This is a genomic window from Caballeronia sp. RCC_10 (assembly GCF_041360715.1).
Lineage (GTDB): Bacteria > Pseudomonadota > Gammaproteobacteria > Burkholderiales > Burkholderiaceae > Caballeronia > Caballeronia grimmiae.
In genome coordinates this window covers 1-18,506 of record NZ_JBFUPT010000026.1, presented here as the reverse complement: position 1 = coordinate 18,506, position 18,506 = coordinate 1, and the positions used below count along the sequence as shown (strand labels likewise).

The window sequence follows — 18,506 nt, the reverse complement described above, 5'->3', positions numbered from 1 at the left end:
GTCAGTTCGCGCGTTGCAGGCGGCGGTAAATGTTGTTGGCGTAGATGAGCTGCTTATTCGACGAGACAGCGTTGTAGGCACCGACCGCTTTCCATGTCGGACCGAACTGCTTGATGTTCGAAGCCAGGATCCACGTCCCCACATAGGCGTTCACGCAGGCATCGAACAGGTGTTGGCGGGTGATGCCGAAGCGACCCAGTTTTGGAAGCCATGACGAGTTGATCTGCATTAAGCCAATGTCCTCGCTCCCATCGGTATTGCGGTTCGTCACATACGGGCGCATACCCGACTCTTGCTGCGCGATGGCGCGTACGACTTGAACGCTGACGCGGTGATAGCGCGCGGCATCGTCAAGACAGTCGGCACGCGCATGCACGGAGACGGCCGCGCAAAGCAGCGTCGAGATGTGAATCAAAGTCCGGTTCATGACGCGGGCCGATCGAAGAACCGCACTTCGTGCTTGCGCAGCACGTTGACGACGTTGCCGTCGGCGTTGACGATGAACTGGTCGGCGGTGCCGTTGAATTTGTAAAAGCGGCCCTTCTGCTCGCCGGAGCCCATGTGCGCCACGTCGGCGACCGTCACCTTGCCGACGGTGTCAGCGAACTTAAAGAACGTCCAACCGTTTTCGTCAAACACGCTTTGCAGAGCGGCCTTGTTTGCCGGGTCGAACTCGTAGACGGTTCCGGCGACACGAGCGACTTCGACCTTGTCGGTGGCGCTCGCGATCGTGAAACGCTCCGCGCGGTTGAAGGTCAGCACGTCGGTCGCGTCATCCCACTTCGAACGCAGCGACTTGCCGTCTTGCCCGGTCACCTTCAACTCAGTAGCTGGCTTTACGGAGAACTTGATTTGAATGTGGCTGTCGTCACCGTCGCGGATCGCTAGCGCGCCGAGCTTCGCGGCCAGGACGGACCCCGATGCGGCGGGCGCGTCTGTGTCGGTCTTCTTCGCGATATCTGCAATCGGGTCCGTGGCCGGAGTGACACTCGATGACGCGGTGGCGGGATTTGCTGCGACCTGCGATACAGGCGCAACGTAGTTGACGGCCACCGACTGCGGAGCCGAGCGGCGAAGTGTTACATGGTGAGAGTTGAAATCGACGTCGGCGTACAGGTCGGACGCGGCCACCAACCGATCGAGCGACTGCATCCAGTTCTCGCCATCACGTGTGCCGAAGCTCGCCGAGGTCGTCAGATCGATGTCTTTCTGTGCCGATCCCGTCCAGCCCTGCGGCACCAGCGCTTTAACCAGTTGCGCGAGCGGCAGCGTGGCGTTCAAAGGCCGCGTACTTTCGAGGCTGCTACGCGGCCCGATGAGCGCAAGGCGGCCAGAGAAGCCAGAGAAACCGGAGGGCGTGTCGCTGCGCGCCTTGTCGCCAATGAAACGATTGGCCTTCTTCCAGTAAGCGGTGGCGCTCGAGCCGCCCGCCGAGTAACGGATCACCTCGGGCGTGCCCGGCACAACGATGTACGGTCCTTGGCTGTGTCCCCCGTCCACGCGCAGCGACTGACCGGCACGCGGCTGGAAATAGGTGTCGCTGCCATCGTTGAAAACGAGTGCCGGTCGCTCAAGCACATTGCCCGCGATCTCATAGTCAAAGTCGAGCGGGTCGGTGCCAGCGGCCACCGCATTGAGGGTGACTGCCGCAAGCGCAAGCGTGAAAAGACAGAGCGTGTGCTTCATAGACCGCGTTCGATTTGAGAGAGGTGCTTCACGAAGCGCGCGAGGTATTCGCGGCCCGGGGCTGGATTGGCGCTGTGGTAGTACGCGACGGCCTTCACCGCGGAATGCGTGAGGCGGTAGTTCTCATTGAGGATGTCTTCGGCGACGCGGATGTTTGTCGCCGGCGCAAGGGCGTCCCACGCACTCGCGAAGCGCTTGCCGTGGTATCCCCAGTTCACTTGCATGATGCCGACGTCGAAGTTCGACCTGCCGTTGCTGATCAAATAGCTGACCGCGCGATACGCGTCTTCGCGAGTGCGAAAGAAGAAGCCGCGACCCGCGACATTCAACGTCCACGGCCATGCACGACCGTTGTAGGCCGACTCATTGAGTGCGATGCCAGCAAGGATCATCGGATCAACTGAGGTGTGCATCGCATCGAACGGGGCCTGCGCGGATGCGCACGACCAGCCGCCTCGCCGTTCCGTGATGCTTGCTTGGGCCTCATCAGTAAGGGTCGCGGGGCGCAGCCAACCGGCCTTCACGAACAGGCTCGCGAGGCTCACAGGCGTTCCGTCGATGCTGAGCGCGACACCGCTAGCCGTGGACTCAACCGATTGACCTTCAAATCGGTTAGCCCACGCCAGAAACGGCTTCAGCCCACATGCGTACACCGGCTCGCCGGGCAGCTCGACGATCGCGCGCTTCATGCCGTCATCGACCACGATGCGCGTCGGGCTAATGATCGAATCGATGGTCGCCGCGTGTGCGCCGAACGCTATCGCAGACAGACAGGCAGCCGCCCATGCCTTAGTCATGGTACGGCTCCATGACGATGTCCTGCGTCACCTGCACCAGAAACTTCTGGCCCGGTTCAACGGTGATGGTCGGTGGGATATTCTGGTTGCGCTGCATAACGGTCTGGGCCGTCGCGGCCGCGACCTGTCCCGCCGTGTCACCATAAGTCGTGACGCCGTTCGGCGTTGCGGTCGTCGCCGTCTTAGAGCTGCTGTCGAACGCCTTCAGCAAAACCGCCGTGATGAAGCCCGCACCGAAGATCGTCAGGAAGTGGTTGTTCACATCGCCCGAGAACCCGGCGTAGCCGTTCCGGTCGGCTCCTTGCATGCCGTTGAGCGGCACGCTCTTGCCGTTGGGCAGACGCAGACTCGTCGAAGCAACCAGTAGCCGCTCTTGGCCAACTTTGACGTCCGCGCTGTACATGCCATTGATGAATGCGCCTTTCGGGATCATCAAGCAGTCGCCGCGCAGGCTGTCATAGATGTCCTCGTCCACCATTAACGACACGCGACCCGGCTTGTCCGAGTTCAGCCCCTCCACCGTCTTGACGTGGATGACGTGCGGCGGCGTCAACGTGCAACCCGTCGACCGGCCATTGAACGTCGTGCGCTCGATGCCGCCTTGAGAACCCGCTTCCCGCAGGAAGGCGCGGTCGCGATCTTCGGGCGCTTGGCCCTGCTTGGCCAAGGCGATCGCCATCGCATCGGGGGTGTTAGCTCCGGCAGCGTTCCGAGCAGCTCGTACCTCATCCAACGAAGGGACGCCAGCGGGCAGTACGCCGTTCGCTTGGTTCGCCGAACGCGATGCGCCTGCCTGCTTGAAGATGGAGGACGTATAGATCGCGTCCTGAGCGGCTTGCCGGGAAAGCTCGCGCGTGTCCGTGCCCGAGCCTGCGACTTCTTCCTTGAAGTCCGCACCAGTTAGCATGGGTTTGACGGCGGGCTTCAATGCCGCTGCTTCCGATGCCGCAAGCGCGGCAGCCGCTGAAGCCGCTGCGTCGCGCTGCTGACGGATCATCTGGTCAATGTCGTTGTTGTTAGCGGCAGTAGGCGCTTCCGTACTCGACTTCAGCGCGGTCGCCTTCTTAATGCGCGCGTCTTCGTCGGCCTTGTTTGTCGCCTGTAGCTGATAGTAAAAGCCGAGGCCGCCGATAACCACCGCAGCCAGAATGCCGATGCTCATGATCGCGTTGCGCGGCGTCTTGCCTTTGACGAGGGTTTCTTGCTCCGCGGTAGGCGTAGCCGAGTCCGGTTTCTTGCCCACGATCAGAACACCCCAAGCAATCGGCGGCGGCCGCGCGTCACCTTGACCTCGTCCTTGCCGGAACGCAGAACGATCTCATCGGCCAGACGCTGAAGGACGAGGAAGTCCCCGCGGCGGATAAAGTTCGCCACGACACGATCGCCGTGGTCGAGAATGAACGGAACCGGCCACTCCTGTGCCTTCGCCGGCATGCGCATCCAGACCGCATGTCCGTCGTCGAAGACCGTCTCGGGCGTGAACTCGGCGCGACCATCGACGCTGTAGTCCCAGTTGAGCTTGTCCGGCGCGACACTGATGCTCCCCGAATCGGCACCGCCGCGAGCACCGTTAGCCGTCGCGTCCTCGCGAGCGCTGACGCGAGCCATCGGCGCGCGCGGGTATTGGAAGCGCACGGTCTGATAGAACATGCCGCCCGCCGGCGAAGCGATCAGCGTGAAGTCGTATTCACGCAGATTCGTCGTCAGATGCAGCGTGTTGACCAGGTCAGCCTTGTGCGGCTTGATGAACACGTGGTTCATCTTGTCGTCGTCAACCTCCCACTGGACGCTGTCGCCCATCGCCGGGTCAGCAATTAGCTTTTCGCCCTTCTCCAGCTCGATCGTCGTCAGCTTCAGCGGTGCGGTCAGCACGCGGTAGATCTGGTCGCGGCTGTACGGAAACACGCCGATGCGCGCGTCGCCGGGCATCGTCAGCGGGGCTGCTCCGCCGTTGAATGGATTGATCGGGCTCATGGGGTCGCCCGCAACCATCGCGGCATTGAACGCCGAATCGCTCGCGGCTTTCTTGGCCGCAGCCGGTTGAGCAAGCAACGCTGCGCACGCAGCGAGAACGCACATGCCGATGACCGGCCGTTTGTTGAGAATAGTTGCGGTCATGCTTATGCGGTCCGCTCAAGGCGGAAGAACGGAATGAAGATGCCGAAGGGATTCGTCGTCAGCGCCTGCTCAGCAGTGGGCGCGACGATTTGATAGCGCAGCGTGAGCGCGTACGACTTCACGTCCGGCTTACCCGTGGCGCCAGCTTGCGACGTCGTGGTCGTGAATTCGACAAGTACCGTCGAGTCTTCAAGCAACGCGATATTGCGCACGTCGACTTCGCGGATCAGTTTCGGGTTTGCCGTAATCTGCTGGAACGGTGTGTCGGCCTTCAGCCAGTCACGGAACTGACCGGCTGCCGCGCCGATCATCTGCGCCTTGACCGAGTTGATGTTGGCGGTCATGCGCGACGTTTCGAGGCGATCAGACAGCACCGGCTCGATCGTGAACCAACGAACCGCCATATCTTTGACGGTCGTCCGCACAGCTTGCGAGTCGGGCTTGTAGGCGACTAGCTCGGTTACGATCGGATGGCCGCCGGTATCGGCAGACACGCCCACAACGCGAGTAACCGAAGGCGGAGGTTGCCGCGTCCATACCGCGCCGACGGCGATCACGGCAAGGCCGAACGAGATGAGCATCCAGCGGTTAGCTTCGAGCTTTAGCTTCGTGCTTGTCTCGAAGATAACCTGGCTCGGATCTTCCTCCGCGTACATGCCTGGTGCCGTAGACAGCGCGGCCCGACGCTTGTTTTTAAAAAGACGCATGGCAACCCTTTTTGAATGGTCACCATTGAAACAGCACGAGCGTCCTCCGTTTTTTCGAAAGAAGGCTGATTTCGTGCGCCATTTCCATGGTCTAGCGCACAGTCCGCATCAGGACCGGCAGGCACACAAGGGGCGGTTGCCATAGTTGGCGGCATTTCATAATACGAAAAGCGTGCCGAATAGGGGGGATGTGCATATTCGGCACGTTTTGTAACAACGCCTTTTTCCTTTAAATTCAAGGACGTGATGTTGGGCGTCGCGAAAACGGGACACTCTCCGGAGAGCGTCTCTCATCGTCCCGGACTCGTTTGAGCCCTTGCCTTAGTGAGCCAAGAACCTCCCATGCCAAGTTGTGCGTCGAAGGCGGTTGAGTCAAAGCACCATCGCGGAGGCTAACGTCCTTGTCCGCGCCGGGCCGGAAGGTAGGCATCCATTGTTCGAGTATGCTGAAACCATCGCACGTACCTAATTAAACGGGCTGAAACTTCTTTGCCCGGCGGCGTCGATTCGTAGCACGCCGTGCTCCTCGATCGTCGAGATGTCGCCGTTCGCCCCTGCAAAGCACTGCCCTGCCAAGGCTCGCACCCGTTCCGTTTCCAGTTCCTCTTTTGCACGCTCATCCCTTTTGTGGGCGGCGGCCTTCTCATCAGCGTTCATTCGGGCTGCAAGGAACGATAATCAATGGGTCGATCCCGCAGCGCTTGTGGACACCCTGGATTGCAGCTGTCGTTGGGGCGTGTTGGATGACGTCTGAGAGCAGGTGTCATGTTGTATCAGTTTGTCGTTCGTATTACCGGAGTGAGATCTGAGTCGCCCCTCCCGGGCGATGAAGACTACAGCTTTTGTAACGTTTATGACGCCCGGTTTGCGATAGGAAGAAAAAGGGGCATTTCTCGCTTGCAAAACAGGCTATGGCACGAAAGGATTCAGAAACCCCTCAAGAAGCGTGAAACATTCGTTCTCGTACGAGGCTATAGCCCCGTCCAGTAAGGGTTTGGGGATTATCGGCCTTCGTTGTAGTGTGTTTCACGGACGACGGCACAGCGCACGCAACCGGCCCAGGTGTTCAGAAGCAAAGCTCGTTAGTTGGCGTGGCGGCTCGGACCGGATTGGGTCAAGCGTCTCTCGGGGAATGGCGAGTCTGGCCCCGGCGTCGCGCTCCCGTGACGATGCTTGTTTCGCGATGTGACCCTTTGCGATCGCCTGTACAAAGCCTTCGGCCCACTGCCCCACCGATCGACGCGTCACGCCTTCTGCGACGTTGAATACGACAAGCGTCGCGCCCGCCTCTGCGACCGTGTAACGGGTCTGGCCTGTCGCGTCAGCGAAGGTGTGACCGTCCATGCTTTGCACGAAGCTCTCTGCCTCCTTCCGCTTGCACGCGGCTGTCTGCGCCGCGTTGAGTTCAGCGACCTTGGTCCGGAGTCGATGACCGAAGTCCGTCGTGCTGGCCAACAACACCCGCAGGTAGTTGATGGGGCGCTTGGCTTGACGCAGGTGCTGCCAGCAGACCTCGACGACATCGGACAGTCGCTTGCCAGCCTCACGCGCTTCGCGCATGAGTTTGAAAATCAGGAAATCCACAAAACCCAGGGTCCGCAGACGCTGAAGATCCGCAGGCACCCGCCCCGGTTGTCTCTTTTGAAAAGTCTTAGGGTCAAGATCCTTAGTATTAGCACCGTCTGTCATATTGGCATACGGTGCCTCAAAACCTTGGGCGACTGGAACGACCACCTCTTCCCCATCCGTCTGATCATCGATGGCAGTGCTGGCAGTCTCCTCCTCAACGAGCCCAAGCAGGATCGTGGCCTTGGGCGTCAGATGCAGATAGGCACGCCCGAACAAACCCGCTTCGACATATCGACGCTGCGGCGGCCGCATGATGAGCCCAGCCTGCTCCAGGTCTGCGAGGCTGCGATAGAAGGTCCGCTCGGATTGCATCGCGCGTTCGCTCAAGAGCGTACGGCGGGCGAAGATCTCGCCATAGGGCTTGGCAGCATCGACGGTACGGGCCAACGCGCAGAGGACGGCGCGGGCGCGTGTGGATACGCCATCGAGGCGTGCTGCGCGATGCACAGCACGCAAGATGACCCATGGAAGATTCGTGGTGTCCGTAGAGAGCGATTCGGGTTCTTGAGGATGAGAGTCACCCTCGCCAGCCGCACGGGGTGCGAGCGCGATGCACATGTCAGTCGTCCATTTTCAGAGAATGGATGGGTTTCGCTTGACTGACTCACGTGATCCGCTACACTCGGAGGTGCTAACGCTCTTGCCGATTTCCAGTCGGTGAGTGTCGCGGGGTACGGTTTCCAGCCAAGCCCTCATTCAAAAGCCTTCGGTTGCCGCCGAAGGCTTTTGTCTTTCTAAGGTCAGGTTCGCGTCATGAGCTCGATTTGTAAGTCGTTGATTTTGAAGCCTTCCCCTGTGGGGAATTGCCCCGCTCTGTTTCAGTCAAAGCACCGTTACAGCTAAGTCGTTGTTTTATAGGGGTTCCCCATTGGGGAGGCTATTGAGTGCCGTTTGATTCGCCTTCTGCTTCAGTCTCAGCTCTGAGCAAGGCTTCAATCTTGTCTGCCCACTTGGCAGCCATCTGCTCGTTACCTTTGCCGCTGAATCTCAGGCCGATAACTCCGCCGCGCACTGATAGGTCGCACAGTTTTTTTCGACCTACCGTCACGGCTCTGGTGGGTGCTACGGCGGCCTTTTCTTTCCTAGGGCGTGCGAGCTGTAGCGCTTGCTTCTGCGTCATCGTCTCGTCGTTGACAAGTGCGGTGATCGCCTTTATCACAGCGTCAGCGTTGCCTGCAGTCGCCAATGCGGCGAATTCCTCAGCGGCATGTCCGCCCACGCGGTCGGGCCGCTGCGCGACGGTCTCGAGTGCTGCCGGCGGGAGCTTCTCAAACGCGAGAATGCGGGAGACGTGTGAGCTACTCAGCCCCGAAGCCTCGAGAATGTTGGCACGGGTATACCCGGACTCCCTCTGCAAGCGGATGAACTGCCGATATTTCTCGTAGTCCGGAAGAGACGGGGCGAGCAAGTTCGAGAAGGCTGCGCCAAGCTCCGCCGTTTGAGCCGATCCCGTATAGGGAATGCCGAGAATCTTTTTCCGACCGAGTTCGTCTCGATAGATCGCAACACGGTTGTTTCCCGAGACGATTTCATTACGGCCGTCATCCAGCGGTCGATAGACGATCGGGTGGATCAGTTCGTTCTTAGCGAGGTTCGCACGCAGTTCCGCGTATTCCGAGGGCGAGAGCTTGCGGCGTCGGCCGGGCACCTCCACCAGCGTTGAGATCTCAACCTCAAGCGCACCTGCGCCGGGGCTGTTCTGCTGGAGCGCCTCGATTTGCCGATGCGCTTCCTCTAGCGCTGCCTTGACCTCAGCCGCCTCAGCGACTGCGGCCGCTGCACGATCCTCTGCTTCGTTGATACGCGCAGTGATCTCAAACATCCGACCAGGTGCGCTGCGTGGCGCTCCAGCAGGTCGCCCAGGGCGATCGCCCGTTGGGGTCGGCTCAAGCGCCGCCGTCCTTTCAAGCATCTTGCTCACGCGGCCACCTCCAGGGGTTCAGACCAAATCTCTTGGAATTGATCGTCGATGAATTCTGCGAGGGCATCGAGTGGCGCTTTGAGTCGCTCATACTGCTCGCCGGTCATCCGCGTCTCACCATCTGCGTCGACGTCGAGTCGCTTGCCGTCGTAAATGGTCGAGAGCGCGCCAAGCGCCGCGGCTTGGACTTTCGAGTCAGGCACATGCAGCGGAAAGACGTGATCACCGTACGCTTTGCGAATCCAGCCCTGCACACCCTTAGACGCATCGAACGGTCGGACCTTCGTCATGAAGATGTTCACGAAGTCATACCGCTTCCCTTCCGCATTGGGCAACCGCCCGGCGATTTCGGAAAACATCTGCCAGAACTGCGTCGAACTCGCGAAATCTAGCGCTTCGGGCGGCAGCGGCATGATGATCGCATCAGCGGCCATCAGAACGTTGGTCGTCAGGTAGGAAAGGGCGGGCGGGGTGTCGATGATCACCACGTCGTAATCTTCCAGTAGCGGCTGTAGGCCATTACGCACGATGTTCCAGAACTCAAAGCGGGTGTCCTGCAAAATGTGCGAGGGAATGGCGTACTCCGCGTCCTGCAAGGTGTTGCAGGCGGCGATCAGATCGAGGTTCTTCCAGTACGTCTCTTTTACGGCGTAGTGAAGCGACGTCTCGTCGCCGTAGATCAGCGGCAAAAGCGTGTCCGTCTCCGCGATCTCCGCGTCCGGGGCGTATCCACACAACTGTGTGGCTGAGCCTTGCGGGTCCGCGTCAATCAGCAGAACCTTGCGCCCAAGGAGGGTCAGCTTCTGTGCTACGCTCACTGACGTCGAGGTCTTTGCCACGCCACCTTTGAAGTTGGCAAAGGCCACCACGCGACCACGTGCGCCCTGCGGACGCTTCGCGCGAAGGCCGGCCGCATCAATCCAGGTGAGCGTTTCCTCCAGCGTAAAGGTCTTCGCTCGACCCGGGCCGACTTGCGTACCAGCGGGCAAGCCGAGTTTGGTCGTCAGATATTTCATCCGCTGTTTGTCGAATCCACACAGCGTTGCGATATTGGCCGCGGTGAACGTGGGCGGGTGTTTGCGCGGGTAGGGCTCGAGCATCGTTGCTCGAACTTGGTCGAGCATATCCAACGCGCGCACAGCGAGGCCGTCTCGAATGTCAGCAATGGACATCGAAAGATCAACCTTCACCTTGGCGGTGAGCAGGTCGTTAGCAGTCACGTTGCCATCCAAGTTGTCCGAGAGTTTTCCGGGTTGGTGTGAAAATTCAGGCTAACCCGGAGAATAATGGCAGAGTTGGTAAACGGCAAGTTAACTTTTCGCCGGATCGCCCAACTGCAAACGGCGTGGTGCGGAGCGCTCCGGCCGAAAGCTCGAAAGAGCATCAAGAATACCGGCTCCTTCGAGTGGAATGCCGTCAAGTCGCGATGCTTCAGATCTCGGCCGACCGCGTCGCTCGCGTTGCGCTAAGCCCTGAGTAGGACGCAGGGCCGAAGCTGAAACTGATCGGCGTGACATTGGCCTCCCATGCAGCGCAGGCGATCGCCGTAACTGGTTTCGGTCTGCCAGCGGAGCTCGTCGGGCAACGAGCCCAGCGGGTTTCAAGCGTCGACAATCTTCCAGCGAAATCAGCAGTACGTGTTCGCATCCGCGCGCGTCCATGGCCGAGCTAACAATTAGAAAGACCCATGACCGGTAAACCCTTTAAGGAGACCGGTCTATATTGAGGAGATTTCGGGAAAAACGGCCTTAAATTCCTAGCAAACGCTGATGCACGGCACGATCGGAACGATCCGACCGGTAGTATGAATCGCAAACGGTTACACAAAGGCCGAAAAGAGCAAGGAATTCGCCGCCTTTCGCCGTTTCGCGCCGGGCTGCTAGATCAGATAATCGCCGCGGCAACAGGACAGAATACAATGACCGCACTCGCTGGCACACCGATATCTCGCGATCCTCTCGCACTTGCTGAGCTGTACCACTCAGGCCTTGGCACCTCATGGACAAATCGCCGCGAAGCGGTCACTGCACTCGCCCGGTTCACTCCGAAGGTGACTTCAGCAGCACTGAGTCGCGCCATTAATGTTTCGAAGCTGCCTCCCCCGGTGTTGGCATTGTTTGAAACGGCCGGAATTTGGCACGAGACGGCTCGACACCTTGCAGGAATAGTCAGAAAGCACGGTGCCGACGTCCTCAGTCAGCGTGCGATAGAAATTGATCCGCTAGGACTGCACTGGTCCGAAATCATCAATCTTCTTGACGGACGGGATGCTCGGTCGCCTCAGCGACTCTTTCGCGCCATTGCGCCGTTGACACTTGCCGCCGAGTACAAGAGAGGAATCGAGGAGGGACGATGGACGTCGACGACCACTGCCGTCGCCGCGTCTCCGACGTGGGACCGGACGGTTCTGCAAAAAGCGATCGCGATCGCAGAGCTCCCAGCCGAGGTCTTACAACTCTTTGAATTGAAGCGCCTCACATACGACCTCGGCGCTATCCTCGTAAAAATTCGAAACGCTATTGGCGAAAGCGAGATGACTGAGCGTGCAAAAAAAATCCTCGGCGCACCCCGCCGTAGAACGGCTGATGAGATCTTGGCGAACCTGCTCGATGTGCGGCCGGAGCAGGGTGTGGAATTGGTAGTTCGCCGAGAAAAGACGTCAATGGTCTTTGAGTTCAAGGTCGCGCTAAATGAGACCGAAGAGCTGATGACTGGTACCGACGAGATAGCAGCACTGGTCCAGGTAGCACTGGTGAACGTACGGTTCAAGCGCAACAGCGACCCCGATTCCGGTCGGTCCAAAGCACGCTGGGCTGACAGCAAAGACAAGCGCGCAATCGCCAAACGTATGGCCGCAGCTGGAAGGTCGCTTCGCGAAATCGGCGCCGATTTAGCGGTTCCAAAAACGACGGTTGCTCGCTGGATCTCGCATCAAAACAACGAAGGTCTCGGGGCCTCGCGCTAAAAGTCGATATACTGAGTTTCACCCGCCGTGTGAATGCGTGCAGGGAAGCGCCTGAGGGCATTGGAGCATGCAGGCAAAGGCGCTAGAGTAATGTATATCCGTACAGTACTGAGAACCTCATGCCACTTCCAAGTTTCTTGCCGGTCGGCTACCACGAGCTCAGAGTGCTTTGGTGCAGGTACAGGAAACGGGATCCTGACGTGCAGCGTCTCGTCCAATCTGCATCGGGCGGCCCGGCTCACAACGGCAATAGCATCGCTCCGGTCTGTTTCGGTCACTAATCGACCGAGCGAGCTAAGTAGCTCGCGCTAGGTACTAGAGAACTGGCCGCTGCCGGGATACCGCAGGCGGCCAGTTTCCTTATTAGCACCAACGCCACCGTGCAGCCGATGGCTTGCCCAGCACCAACGGTCCTGGGCTTTTTTTGTGCTACGGAAAAGGAGTCGTGAACGAATGACGACCGTGCGTCGCTTGAAAACGCTCGCTTCAACATGATTCGCGCCGACGGACAGATAGACGCCCAAAAGTTTCAAGAAGTCGACCAGCCCCGTACGCCTTCAATGTGCACAATTGACGCACCGATCCGGGGGATGTACACTTTGAAGGTGTACAGATGCTTATGGAGTCTGCCATGCCACGCGCTGCGGTTGAAGATAATCAGCGAATGAATCTACGGGTGCCCCCCGAGGTGAAGTCGCGCCTCGCACGAGCGGCGAGCCTTAATCATCTCGACCTGACGAGCTTCGTGACCCAAGCCGCGCTGCGCGAGGCGGATGCGGTAATCGCGGCGGCGGAGAAGATCAAGCTCTCCGAGGACAGCTATTTACGGGTCCTGTCTCTCTTGGAGAATCCGCCCGAACCAAATGAGAAGCTGCTAGCCGCCGCGAAGGCGATGCCGAAATAGGTATGACTTTTCAGACGTGGCATGAGGAAGCGATAGGGGAACAACACGCTCGTGGCGCTTTCGACTGCGCCGAAGAAGAGCTTAATGGCTACCTGAAAAAATACGCGCGACAGAACCATGAGAACGGCGGCGCTAAGACGTTTCTCGCCATTGAAGACTCAACCGGCCGCATCCTTGGCTATTACACCCTGGCACCCTGTTCGGCACTGTACGAGGAAACTCCGGAATCGGCTCGAAAGGGCTTGCCTCGCCATCCGGTGCCTGGCTTCCGCTTGGCGCGTCTCGCCGTTGACAAAACCGTTGGCGGGCGGGGCCTCGGTACTCAGTTGCTACTTGCGGCCGGGCGTCGCTGCATCAGGGTCGCCGGCGAAGTCGGCGGCGTCGCACTGTTTATCGACGCAAAGAGCGAAAGTGCGGCCAAGTGGTACGCGGCTAGGGGGGCATTGCGTCTAGTGGGCGTACCGGAAGGCCTCCCGATACCGATGGTGATCTCGCTCAAGACAATCGCGGCTGCTTTGAGAGTTGCGAATTAACTTTGATGGCGGAACGCATGGAACTGGCCGCTGCCGGAATACCGCAGACGGCCACTTTCCTTGTTAGCTCCGCACCGGCGTAGTCGATGGCTTGCCCAGCACATAGTTCTCGGGGGCTTTTTTTTCGTTTTTGCCTACGGAAACAGGTAGCGGCAATGTCTCGGGCACTGTGCAGGATGTGAATAACGGGGATGCGCTCGGGCTGCCCGTTGACACGGTAGAAAATCTGGTAGCTGCCGTGAACGCGATGTCGCACGCCACGATCTTCGTAACGAGGCACGAGAGGGTAGGCGAGGGGCATGTCTGCGAGGCCCATGCACTTGTCACCCAGGTCGCGAACGAAGCTCAAGGCGCGGCGTGGGTTGTCGCGCGCGATGTAGTCGCCGATGGCCTCAAGCTCGGCCTCAGCGCTGTGCAGGATGCGAACAATCATTCCTGGCCGTTCGCCATCGCCTGATACTTGCCTTCCAGCCGGTCAAACACTTCCTCGGCGGGTTTTCCCCGACCCGCATCTGAATCGGCGATGCCTCGCTCGATGACGGCATAAAGCGCGGCAAGCTGCGTCTCACGATCTTGGATCAGTCGCACGCCTTCACGGAGCACTTCGCTTTTCGAGCCATAGCGTCCTGATTCGACCAGCTTCGTAATGTACACCTCGAGCTGCTGTCCAAGGTCTGCGCTAATCATGGTTCCGCCCGCCTGTAAGCGTCCTGCGATTGATAATAGTTGATAAACGCACACAATTGCGGCCGCGCGACTTCCTTGGAACGTATCAATGTCCGATCCGCGCGACGTGCCGGTGCGTCGTTGCGAGAGACGCTCCTGCCATCTAGGAGGCGCAGAACTCCCGCAATACGGCGGTGGCGTTAAACGCGTGCGCTGATGGTCACAGTCAGACGTTCTCGAACGTTGTGAGCACCGCCATTGTGTCGCGCTATGCAACACGAATAGGCCTACGTTATAAGCGCTCACTGATCGTGCCAGTTCTGGGGTGACTGGCGCGATTAGTTCGATCGTCGCACCACGCTTTCGTCTTGACCTAAGCGTTGCGCGGCCTCCAACGCCAAATCAACGTTCACACGTTACAACGATAACTAATAGGACCACGCTGGAGCAATTTCGGAAAAAACGTTATCAAAAGCAGCCGTCGCAACATTTTTAGTTTTTGGATTTGCGCTGAGTTTGGGTGGCTGTGCCGTTTCGCCCGCCGCTCAAGAGCGAGCCAGGGAAGGCGCGGCGCAAAACAAGGCTAAAGTTTATTATTCCAACGGTGCCAATACTTTTGCCTTGAAGATACAACGAAAAGCTGATGCGAACAGTCAGGATTCGGTGGAGATGATCGACTCCACTGCCAAGCATTCAGGCATTGGCAATGAGGTTTTGCGGTTCTGGCGGTTGGACGAAGCTGGTGGTGCGCCGCTGTACGCAAATATTGTGGATGTTGATTCGATCCACTTTGACGCCACCGCACAGGGTGCGTCGTACGTCACGCTCAAGGCAGATGGCGCGCGTATTCCAATTACTTCTCAGGCTTGGGTTTACGCCTGCGATCAGAAGCAGCAGAGAACCTGCGTAAATTGGGGCGGCGGGATCGGGTTGACCAAGGTGCGTGTACGTTCCCTTCATGGAACTGCAGTGACAAAAGAGGTGACGTACAAGGATATCAATAACGTGCAGCAAAATGTTTTCGATTGGGAGCTTTATCCATCGCAAAATGAGAAAGTCGTCGACATAACGGTGCTGAAATTCAGCGAGATTTCAACGCTCTATGAGGATAGTATTGTTGCGGCCGAGAAAGCTGACTGCGCCAAAAAGAAAGCCGACTTTGATAAGAACCACGCCAACGACCAGGCGCGTCAGACAGAGATCCTGACGCGATTGAAGACGATTTCGCAGCAGCGCTACCTTACTGCTAGCGAGCAGGCGGAGTACCAACGGGCAATGAGGATGGGTGATCAGCATTTTTCGCCGTTTGCGGAGTGCCGTATCGAGTAAGTTAGGCACGCCAATCGAGGAACCGCCGACCACCCGCTAGGAAGGTCGGCGGACTACAACTGCATCGCCTTACCTGCAAACGATGGAATTGCAAAGGCAAGCAGTAAAGCCGCGATGATTTTCATTTTTGGATAGAGAAGCGATAGACCGAAGGCGTAATATCCCGGTTACTACCGGGAGCTCTGACGGCCTCGAAGCCATTGTCGCCGAGCGTGACGCGACGTTTTACCCGGTAAGGGCCAACGTCTCGCTTCAATACGGCAACCCATCGTGCAACCTTTGCAGACAACGGGGCCGTTTATCGCCTTGCCAAAGATTCGAGGACGCATTGTTCGTGCCGTCGCCGTGACGCCGGAACCGGCCCTGACTGGCTGAGTCGTCTCAACGCGAAATGATCAATGAGCTGTGCATGCCCATTTCGTAGTGTCCGGGACGGTTGCAAATCAGCACGTAGTGCCCCGGCGATAGCGTCACTGACAGGCGCTTGGTGGAACGTCGGTCCAGATCCTCCAACTCGCCAATCTTCCTGAATCGGCTTTCCGTGACCTGGCCATTGCGCACACGTAACCGCGCCTCGTCCGTATCGGTCTTCAACACCACGAATTCATGTGCGGTATTGCTGTTTGCTTCATTCGTAACTTTGAAGGTGACCCGTCCTGCCTTCGCCGAGCCTGCATCCGTTCGGATGGAGTCGTCCCGGAGCGCAACATGAATCGTCTCGTCTGCCTGACCGCTGAGCGGGACAAGAAGTGTCATGGTCGCGAGCACGCGCAGTGCATCAATTTTTCCGACAGTCATTGTCGTTCTCCCAAGCAACGTTCTGGCCGAGCAACCGTTCAATGCCCGTCCCAGCCCGGCGTCCGCGAAGACACTCGAATCCACAGCCATGTGTGCGCCGCCAATGCAATTCGCATACTTCGACGTACAAAAGCGCAGGCGAGCATTTTAGCTATCGCTAAAGACGGCACGTGCTCATATGGGTTTCTCGTACCGGAGCCCGACAGTCTAAGCGCAGCATCAGTCGTCGTTATGTGCGGCGAGCCTTCTTCTACGAGCCGGTTTGGTTTGGGTAAAGGTTGATTCATGTCATGAAACGACCGCGCAAGCCGGGCAAACTGACTGCGTTGCCCGCACCCGGCCGATAACGAAGTGCCGAGATCGAACTTGCAACAGCGTGTCCGCGAGCACTGTGCACTTGCAGCTCAGGCGACCCACCGTTGCAATCTCAAGTCGAAGGGAATATGGACACCATTACACCGGCCGGACACGCTGAACGACAACATCGCCAACCGGTTCTAAACACCGTCGACCGCGTCTGTGAACTTTGCTTCGGTCTCTTCATGGCTCTGACTTTTATTGGAGCGGTCAAGGCAGTCACCGCCGGCCAAGACGCGGGTTCCAAGATGTTCCTGGCAGCGCTTGGGTGCAATCTCGCGTGGGGACTTGCCGACGCCGTGATGTATCTCGTGAGAATTCTCGCGGATCGAGGTCAGCGGCTGAAGCTTACTTCGGCTGTACGGCGGGAAGACAATCGGGCGCATGCGTGGCGTATGCTGCGCGACGCCCTGCCAGAGACGCTGGAGCCGTTTGTCGAAGACGCTGACCTAGAACGGATACGCGCGCGCTTAGCGACCACACGGACGGTGCCATCTCGAGCGGGTTTGGCGCGGGAGGATTTTGTCGGCGCACTCGGCGTCTTCTTGCTTGTGGTACTCGGTACATTTCCTGTCGCGGTACCTTTTCTTGTCATCAACGATCTCCCGACTGCACTCGTCGCATCCCGCATCCTGACCCTTCTGATGCTTTTCGTTGCTGGCTTTGCGCTGGGGCGCTATACCGGCGCCGGGCCGATCAAGGCTGGCTTCGCAATGATCGCCCTGGGGGTGGTACTGACCATAGCGATCATTGCCATAGGTGGGTGAACGCCGCGACCGCCGGGTGAGCGTTGGATTCAATGGTCGATGCAACACAACGAGCGCAGCGTGAACACCGGGATCGTTGCAAAAGGCGGAGGCGCGGGATTTACCATAGCGAGACAGAAAGCGTTGATTTGGAAGCGCTGACTTGCAGGAGAGTCGCTCCGGCCAACGGCGTCGTGGTCGCGCGTCCGAAAAGATTGGCCGTGCATCTGCTACTGCATTGAGCTTGCCTCTGAATAGTCTCACCTGCAAAATTCGATCTCGCTCGCGCGTGCTCCCGAGTGGTCGATCGGGGCGCAGTCCCACCTTTTCATCTCAGACGGTCGCGCGGGGCGCGAACAAGGCTTCGGGCGGGTCTTTGAACCAGCAGCGCAGCCACGCAAGAACAAAAAATATGGGCGCAAGCCCCAGGCGGACGATGGCGCGCAACAGCCAGCGCAAGTTGTAGCCCGCCGCGCACAACACTGCGTGTAACGCGTCGCCGATTTGCCCTTTTAGCCAGCAACGCCGCATGCCGTGCTCCTGTTTTACGTGCCCGATGATCGGCTCGATCGCTTGGCGGCGCTTTAACCACTTTCGCTGCGTACTGCTTAGCGCCTTGTGTTTACCTCGATGAATCAGCTGCACCGGCGCAACATCGGCATCCACACCGCGAAATCCGAGGTCGGCCAGCACAATCTTCGGCGTCGGCGTGCCCGGCAAATCCTGTAGCAAGATGTTCGTTTGTTCAAGTTGCGCGGCCAGCGTGTGCCCGTCGTAAGGGTTGCCTGCAAACGAGCGCGCACCGACGATCAGACCCTGCTTCTCCGTGATCGCGAGACTGACTTTGACACCGAATTCGTAGGGCTGGCGGGCCTTGCCTTTGGATATGCATTCCACTTCTGGCGCGTGAAGCGCGTAGAGTTTGTGCTTGTCCTTCGCACGCTGACGGCAGATACGCCAGGCGCGCTCAAGCCAGATTCGCAAGGACGCCTGTTGCTCGGCGGATGCACCCGATAATTTGCGTTCGATGTCACGCAGCAATCGTCCAAGTATCGTGCGCTGACGCTTGAGCACCCGGCGCAGACGCTTGAACTGTTTGGCATGCGCATAGCCGCCTGCGCGGCGACGCAACTGTTTCCCCTCGCGCTGGTACGTCTGCTTGAGCGTCAGTCCGGCGCGTTGGGCGAGCCTTGCGAGTTTTCCTCGTGCAACCTCCAGCAAGCGGCTGTCAGTCGGGTAGGCAATTGCTTTCTCCTGGACCGTCGTATCGACGATCACGCGCTCGAACTCGGCCGGCCTTACGGCTTTCATTTGCACGGCCGCCGCAATTGTTGTCGCGAGCATCTCCTC

Annotated in this window: 19 protein-coding genes; 5 read left to right on the top strand and 14 right to left on the bottom strand. The window is 58.9% G+C overall.

Annotation, left to right across the window (positions count from 1 at the left end; translation table 11 throughout):
- Position 1: 1 nt before the first annotated feature.
- The 10 genes from AB6804_RS26950 to AB6804_RS26905 all read right to left on the bottom strand — a co-directional run bounded on the left by AB6804_RS26950 (position 2) and on the right by AB6804_RS26905 (position 10,078).
- Entirely contained in the window at positions 2-427 is a 426-nt protein-coding gene (locus AB6804_RS26950; protein WP_086968998.1) for a lytic transglycosylase domain-containing protein, read from the bottom strand.
- The gene (locus AB6804_RS26945) at positions 424-1,686 is read right to left on the bottom strand and encodes a TrbG/VirB9 family P-type conjugative transfer protein (protein ID WP_370889045.1); all 1,263 of its coding nucleotides are present in this window, start codon (positions 1,684-1,686) and stop codon (positions 424-426) included. Before AB6804_RS26945 ends, AB6804_RS26950 begins: the two co-directional genes overlap by 4 nt.
- On the bottom strand, positions 1,683-2,483 hold the full coding sequence (locus AB6804_RS26940) for a transglycosylase SLT domain-containing protein (protein ID WP_370889044.1): 801 nt from the start codon (positions 2,481-2,483) through the stop codon (positions 1,683-1,685). The genes AB6804_RS26945 and AB6804_RS26940 overlap by 4 nt, the downstream gene beginning before the upstream one ends.
- The gene (locus tag AB6804_RS26935; protein ID WP_370889043.1) at positions 2,476-3,726 is read right to left on the bottom strand and encodes a TrbI/VirB10 family protein; all 1,251 of its coding nucleotides are present in this window, start codon (positions 3,724-3,726) and stop codon (positions 2,476-2,478) included. Before AB6804_RS26935 ends, AB6804_RS26940 begins: the two co-directional genes overlap by 8 nt.
- Positions 3,727-3,728: 2 nt before the next feature.
- A complete protein-coding gene (locus AB6804_RS26930) occupies positions 3,729-4,601 on the bottom strand; it encodes a TrbG/VirB9 family P-type conjugative transfer protein (RefSeq protein WP_370889042.1) in 873 nt (290 codons plus the stop codon).
- Between the two features lie 2 nt (positions 4,602-4,603).
- Positions 4,604-5,257 (bottom strand): type IV secretion system protein, encoded by a 654-nt coding sequence (locus AB6804_RS26925; protein WP_370889041.1) that lies wholly within the window; start codon positions 5,255-5,257, stop codon positions 4,604-4,606.
- 516 nt (positions 5,258-5,773) lie between these two features.
- Positions 5,774-5,965 carry a hypothetical protein gene (locus tag AB6804_RS26920; RefSeq protein ID WP_370889040.1) on the bottom strand — a complete coding sequence of 64 codons (192 nt, stop codon included), beginning with the start codon at positions 5,963-5,965 and terminating at the stop codon, positions 5,774-5,776.
- 369 nt (positions 5,966-6,334) lie between these two features.
- The gene (locus tag AB6804_RS26915; protein WP_370889039.1) at positions 6,335-7,495 is read right to left on the bottom strand and encodes a hypothetical protein; all 1,161 of its coding nucleotides are present in this window, start codon (positions 7,493-7,495) and stop codon (positions 6,335-6,337) included.
- 319 nt (positions 7,496-7,814) lie between these two features.
- On the bottom strand, positions 7,815-8,849 hold the full coding sequence (locus AB6804_RS26910; protein WP_370889066.1) for a ParB/RepB/Spo0J family partition protein: 1,035 nt from the start codon (positions 8,847-8,849) through the stop codon (positions 7,815-7,817).
- A gap of 5 nt (positions 8,850-8,854) precedes the next feature.
- Complete coding sequence (locus tag AB6804_RS26905; RefSeq protein WP_370889038.1) at positions 8,855-10,078, bottom strand: ParA family protein; 1,224 nt, start codon at positions 10,076-10,078, stop codon at positions 8,855-8,857.
- Between the two features lie 698 nt (positions 10,079-10,776).
- Here AB6804_RS26905 and AB6804_RS26900 point away from each other — a divergent pair.
- The 3 genes from AB6804_RS26900 to AB6804_RS26890 all read left to right on the top strand — a co-directional run bounded on the left by AB6804_RS26900 (position 10,777) and on the right by AB6804_RS26890 (position 13,260).
- Complete coding sequence (locus tag AB6804_RS26900; protein ID WP_370889037.1) at positions 10,777-11,823, top strand: helix-turn-helix domain-containing protein; 1,047 nt, start codon at positions 10,777-10,779, stop codon at positions 11,821-11,823.
- Positions 11,824-12,454: 631 nt separating this feature from the next.
- Positions 12,455-12,727: a DUF1778 domain-containing protein gene (locus AB6804_RS26895; RefSeq protein WP_370889036.1), complete on the top strand. Its 273-nt coding sequence runs from the start codon at positions 12,455-12,457 to the stop codon at positions 12,725-12,727.
- Between the two features lie 2 nt (positions 12,728-12,729).
- Positions 12,730-13,260, top strand: coding sequence for a GNAT family N-acetyltransferase (locus AB6804_RS26890; protein WP_370889035.1), 531 nt, complete (start codon positions 12,730-12,732; stop codon positions 13,258-13,260).
- On the opposite strand, the gene AB6804_RS26885 is transcribed toward AB6804_RS26890, so the two are convergent.
- Both AB6804_RS26885 and AB6804_RS26880 read right to left on the bottom strand, forming a co-directional pair.
- Complete coding sequence (locus AB6804_RS26885; RefSeq protein ID WP_370889034.1) at positions 13,223-13,693, bottom strand: type II toxin-antitoxin system RelE/ParE family toxin; 471 nt, start codon at positions 13,691-13,693, stop codon at positions 13,223-13,225. The genes AB6804_RS26890 and AB6804_RS26885 overlap by 38 nt on opposite strands.
- On the bottom strand, positions 13,690-13,947 hold the full coding sequence (locus AB6804_RS26880) for a type II toxin-antitoxin system ParD family antitoxin (RefSeq protein WP_370889033.1): 258 nt from the start codon (positions 13,945-13,947) through the stop codon (positions 13,690-13,692). Before AB6804_RS26880 ends, AB6804_RS26885 begins: the two co-directional genes overlap by 4 nt.
- A 495-nt stretch (positions 13,948-14,442) precedes the next feature.
- Between AB6804_RS26880 and AB6804_RS26875 the strand changes: the two genes are divergently transcribed.
- Positions 14,443-15,255: a hypothetical protein gene (locus tag AB6804_RS26875; protein WP_370889032.1), complete on the top strand. Its 813-nt coding sequence runs from the start codon at positions 14,443-14,445 to the stop codon at positions 15,253-15,255.
- A 381-nt stretch (positions 15,256-15,636) separates the two neighbouring features.
- On the opposite strand, the gene AB6804_RS26870 is transcribed toward AB6804_RS26875, so the two are convergent.
- Positions 15,637-16,053, bottom strand: a complete 417-nt coding sequence (locus AB6804_RS26870) for a hypothetical protein (protein ID WP_370889031.1) — start codon at positions 16,051-16,053, stop codon at positions 15,637-15,639.
- A gap of 443 nt (positions 16,054-16,496) precedes the next feature.
- On the opposite strand from AB6804_RS26870, the gene AB6804_RS26865 reads away from it, so the two are divergent.
- A complete protein-coding gene (locus AB6804_RS26865; protein WP_370889030.1) occupies positions 16,497-17,177 on the top strand; it encodes a hypothetical protein in 681 nt (226 codons plus the stop codon).
- 312 nt (positions 17,178-17,489) lie between these two features.
- On the opposite strand, the gene AB6804_RS26860 is transcribed toward AB6804_RS26865, so the two are convergent.
- On the bottom strand, positions 17,490-18,506 hold a 1,017-nt coding region (locus AB6804_RS26860; RefSeq protein ID WP_370889029.1), incomplete at its 5' end, for an IS5 family transposase.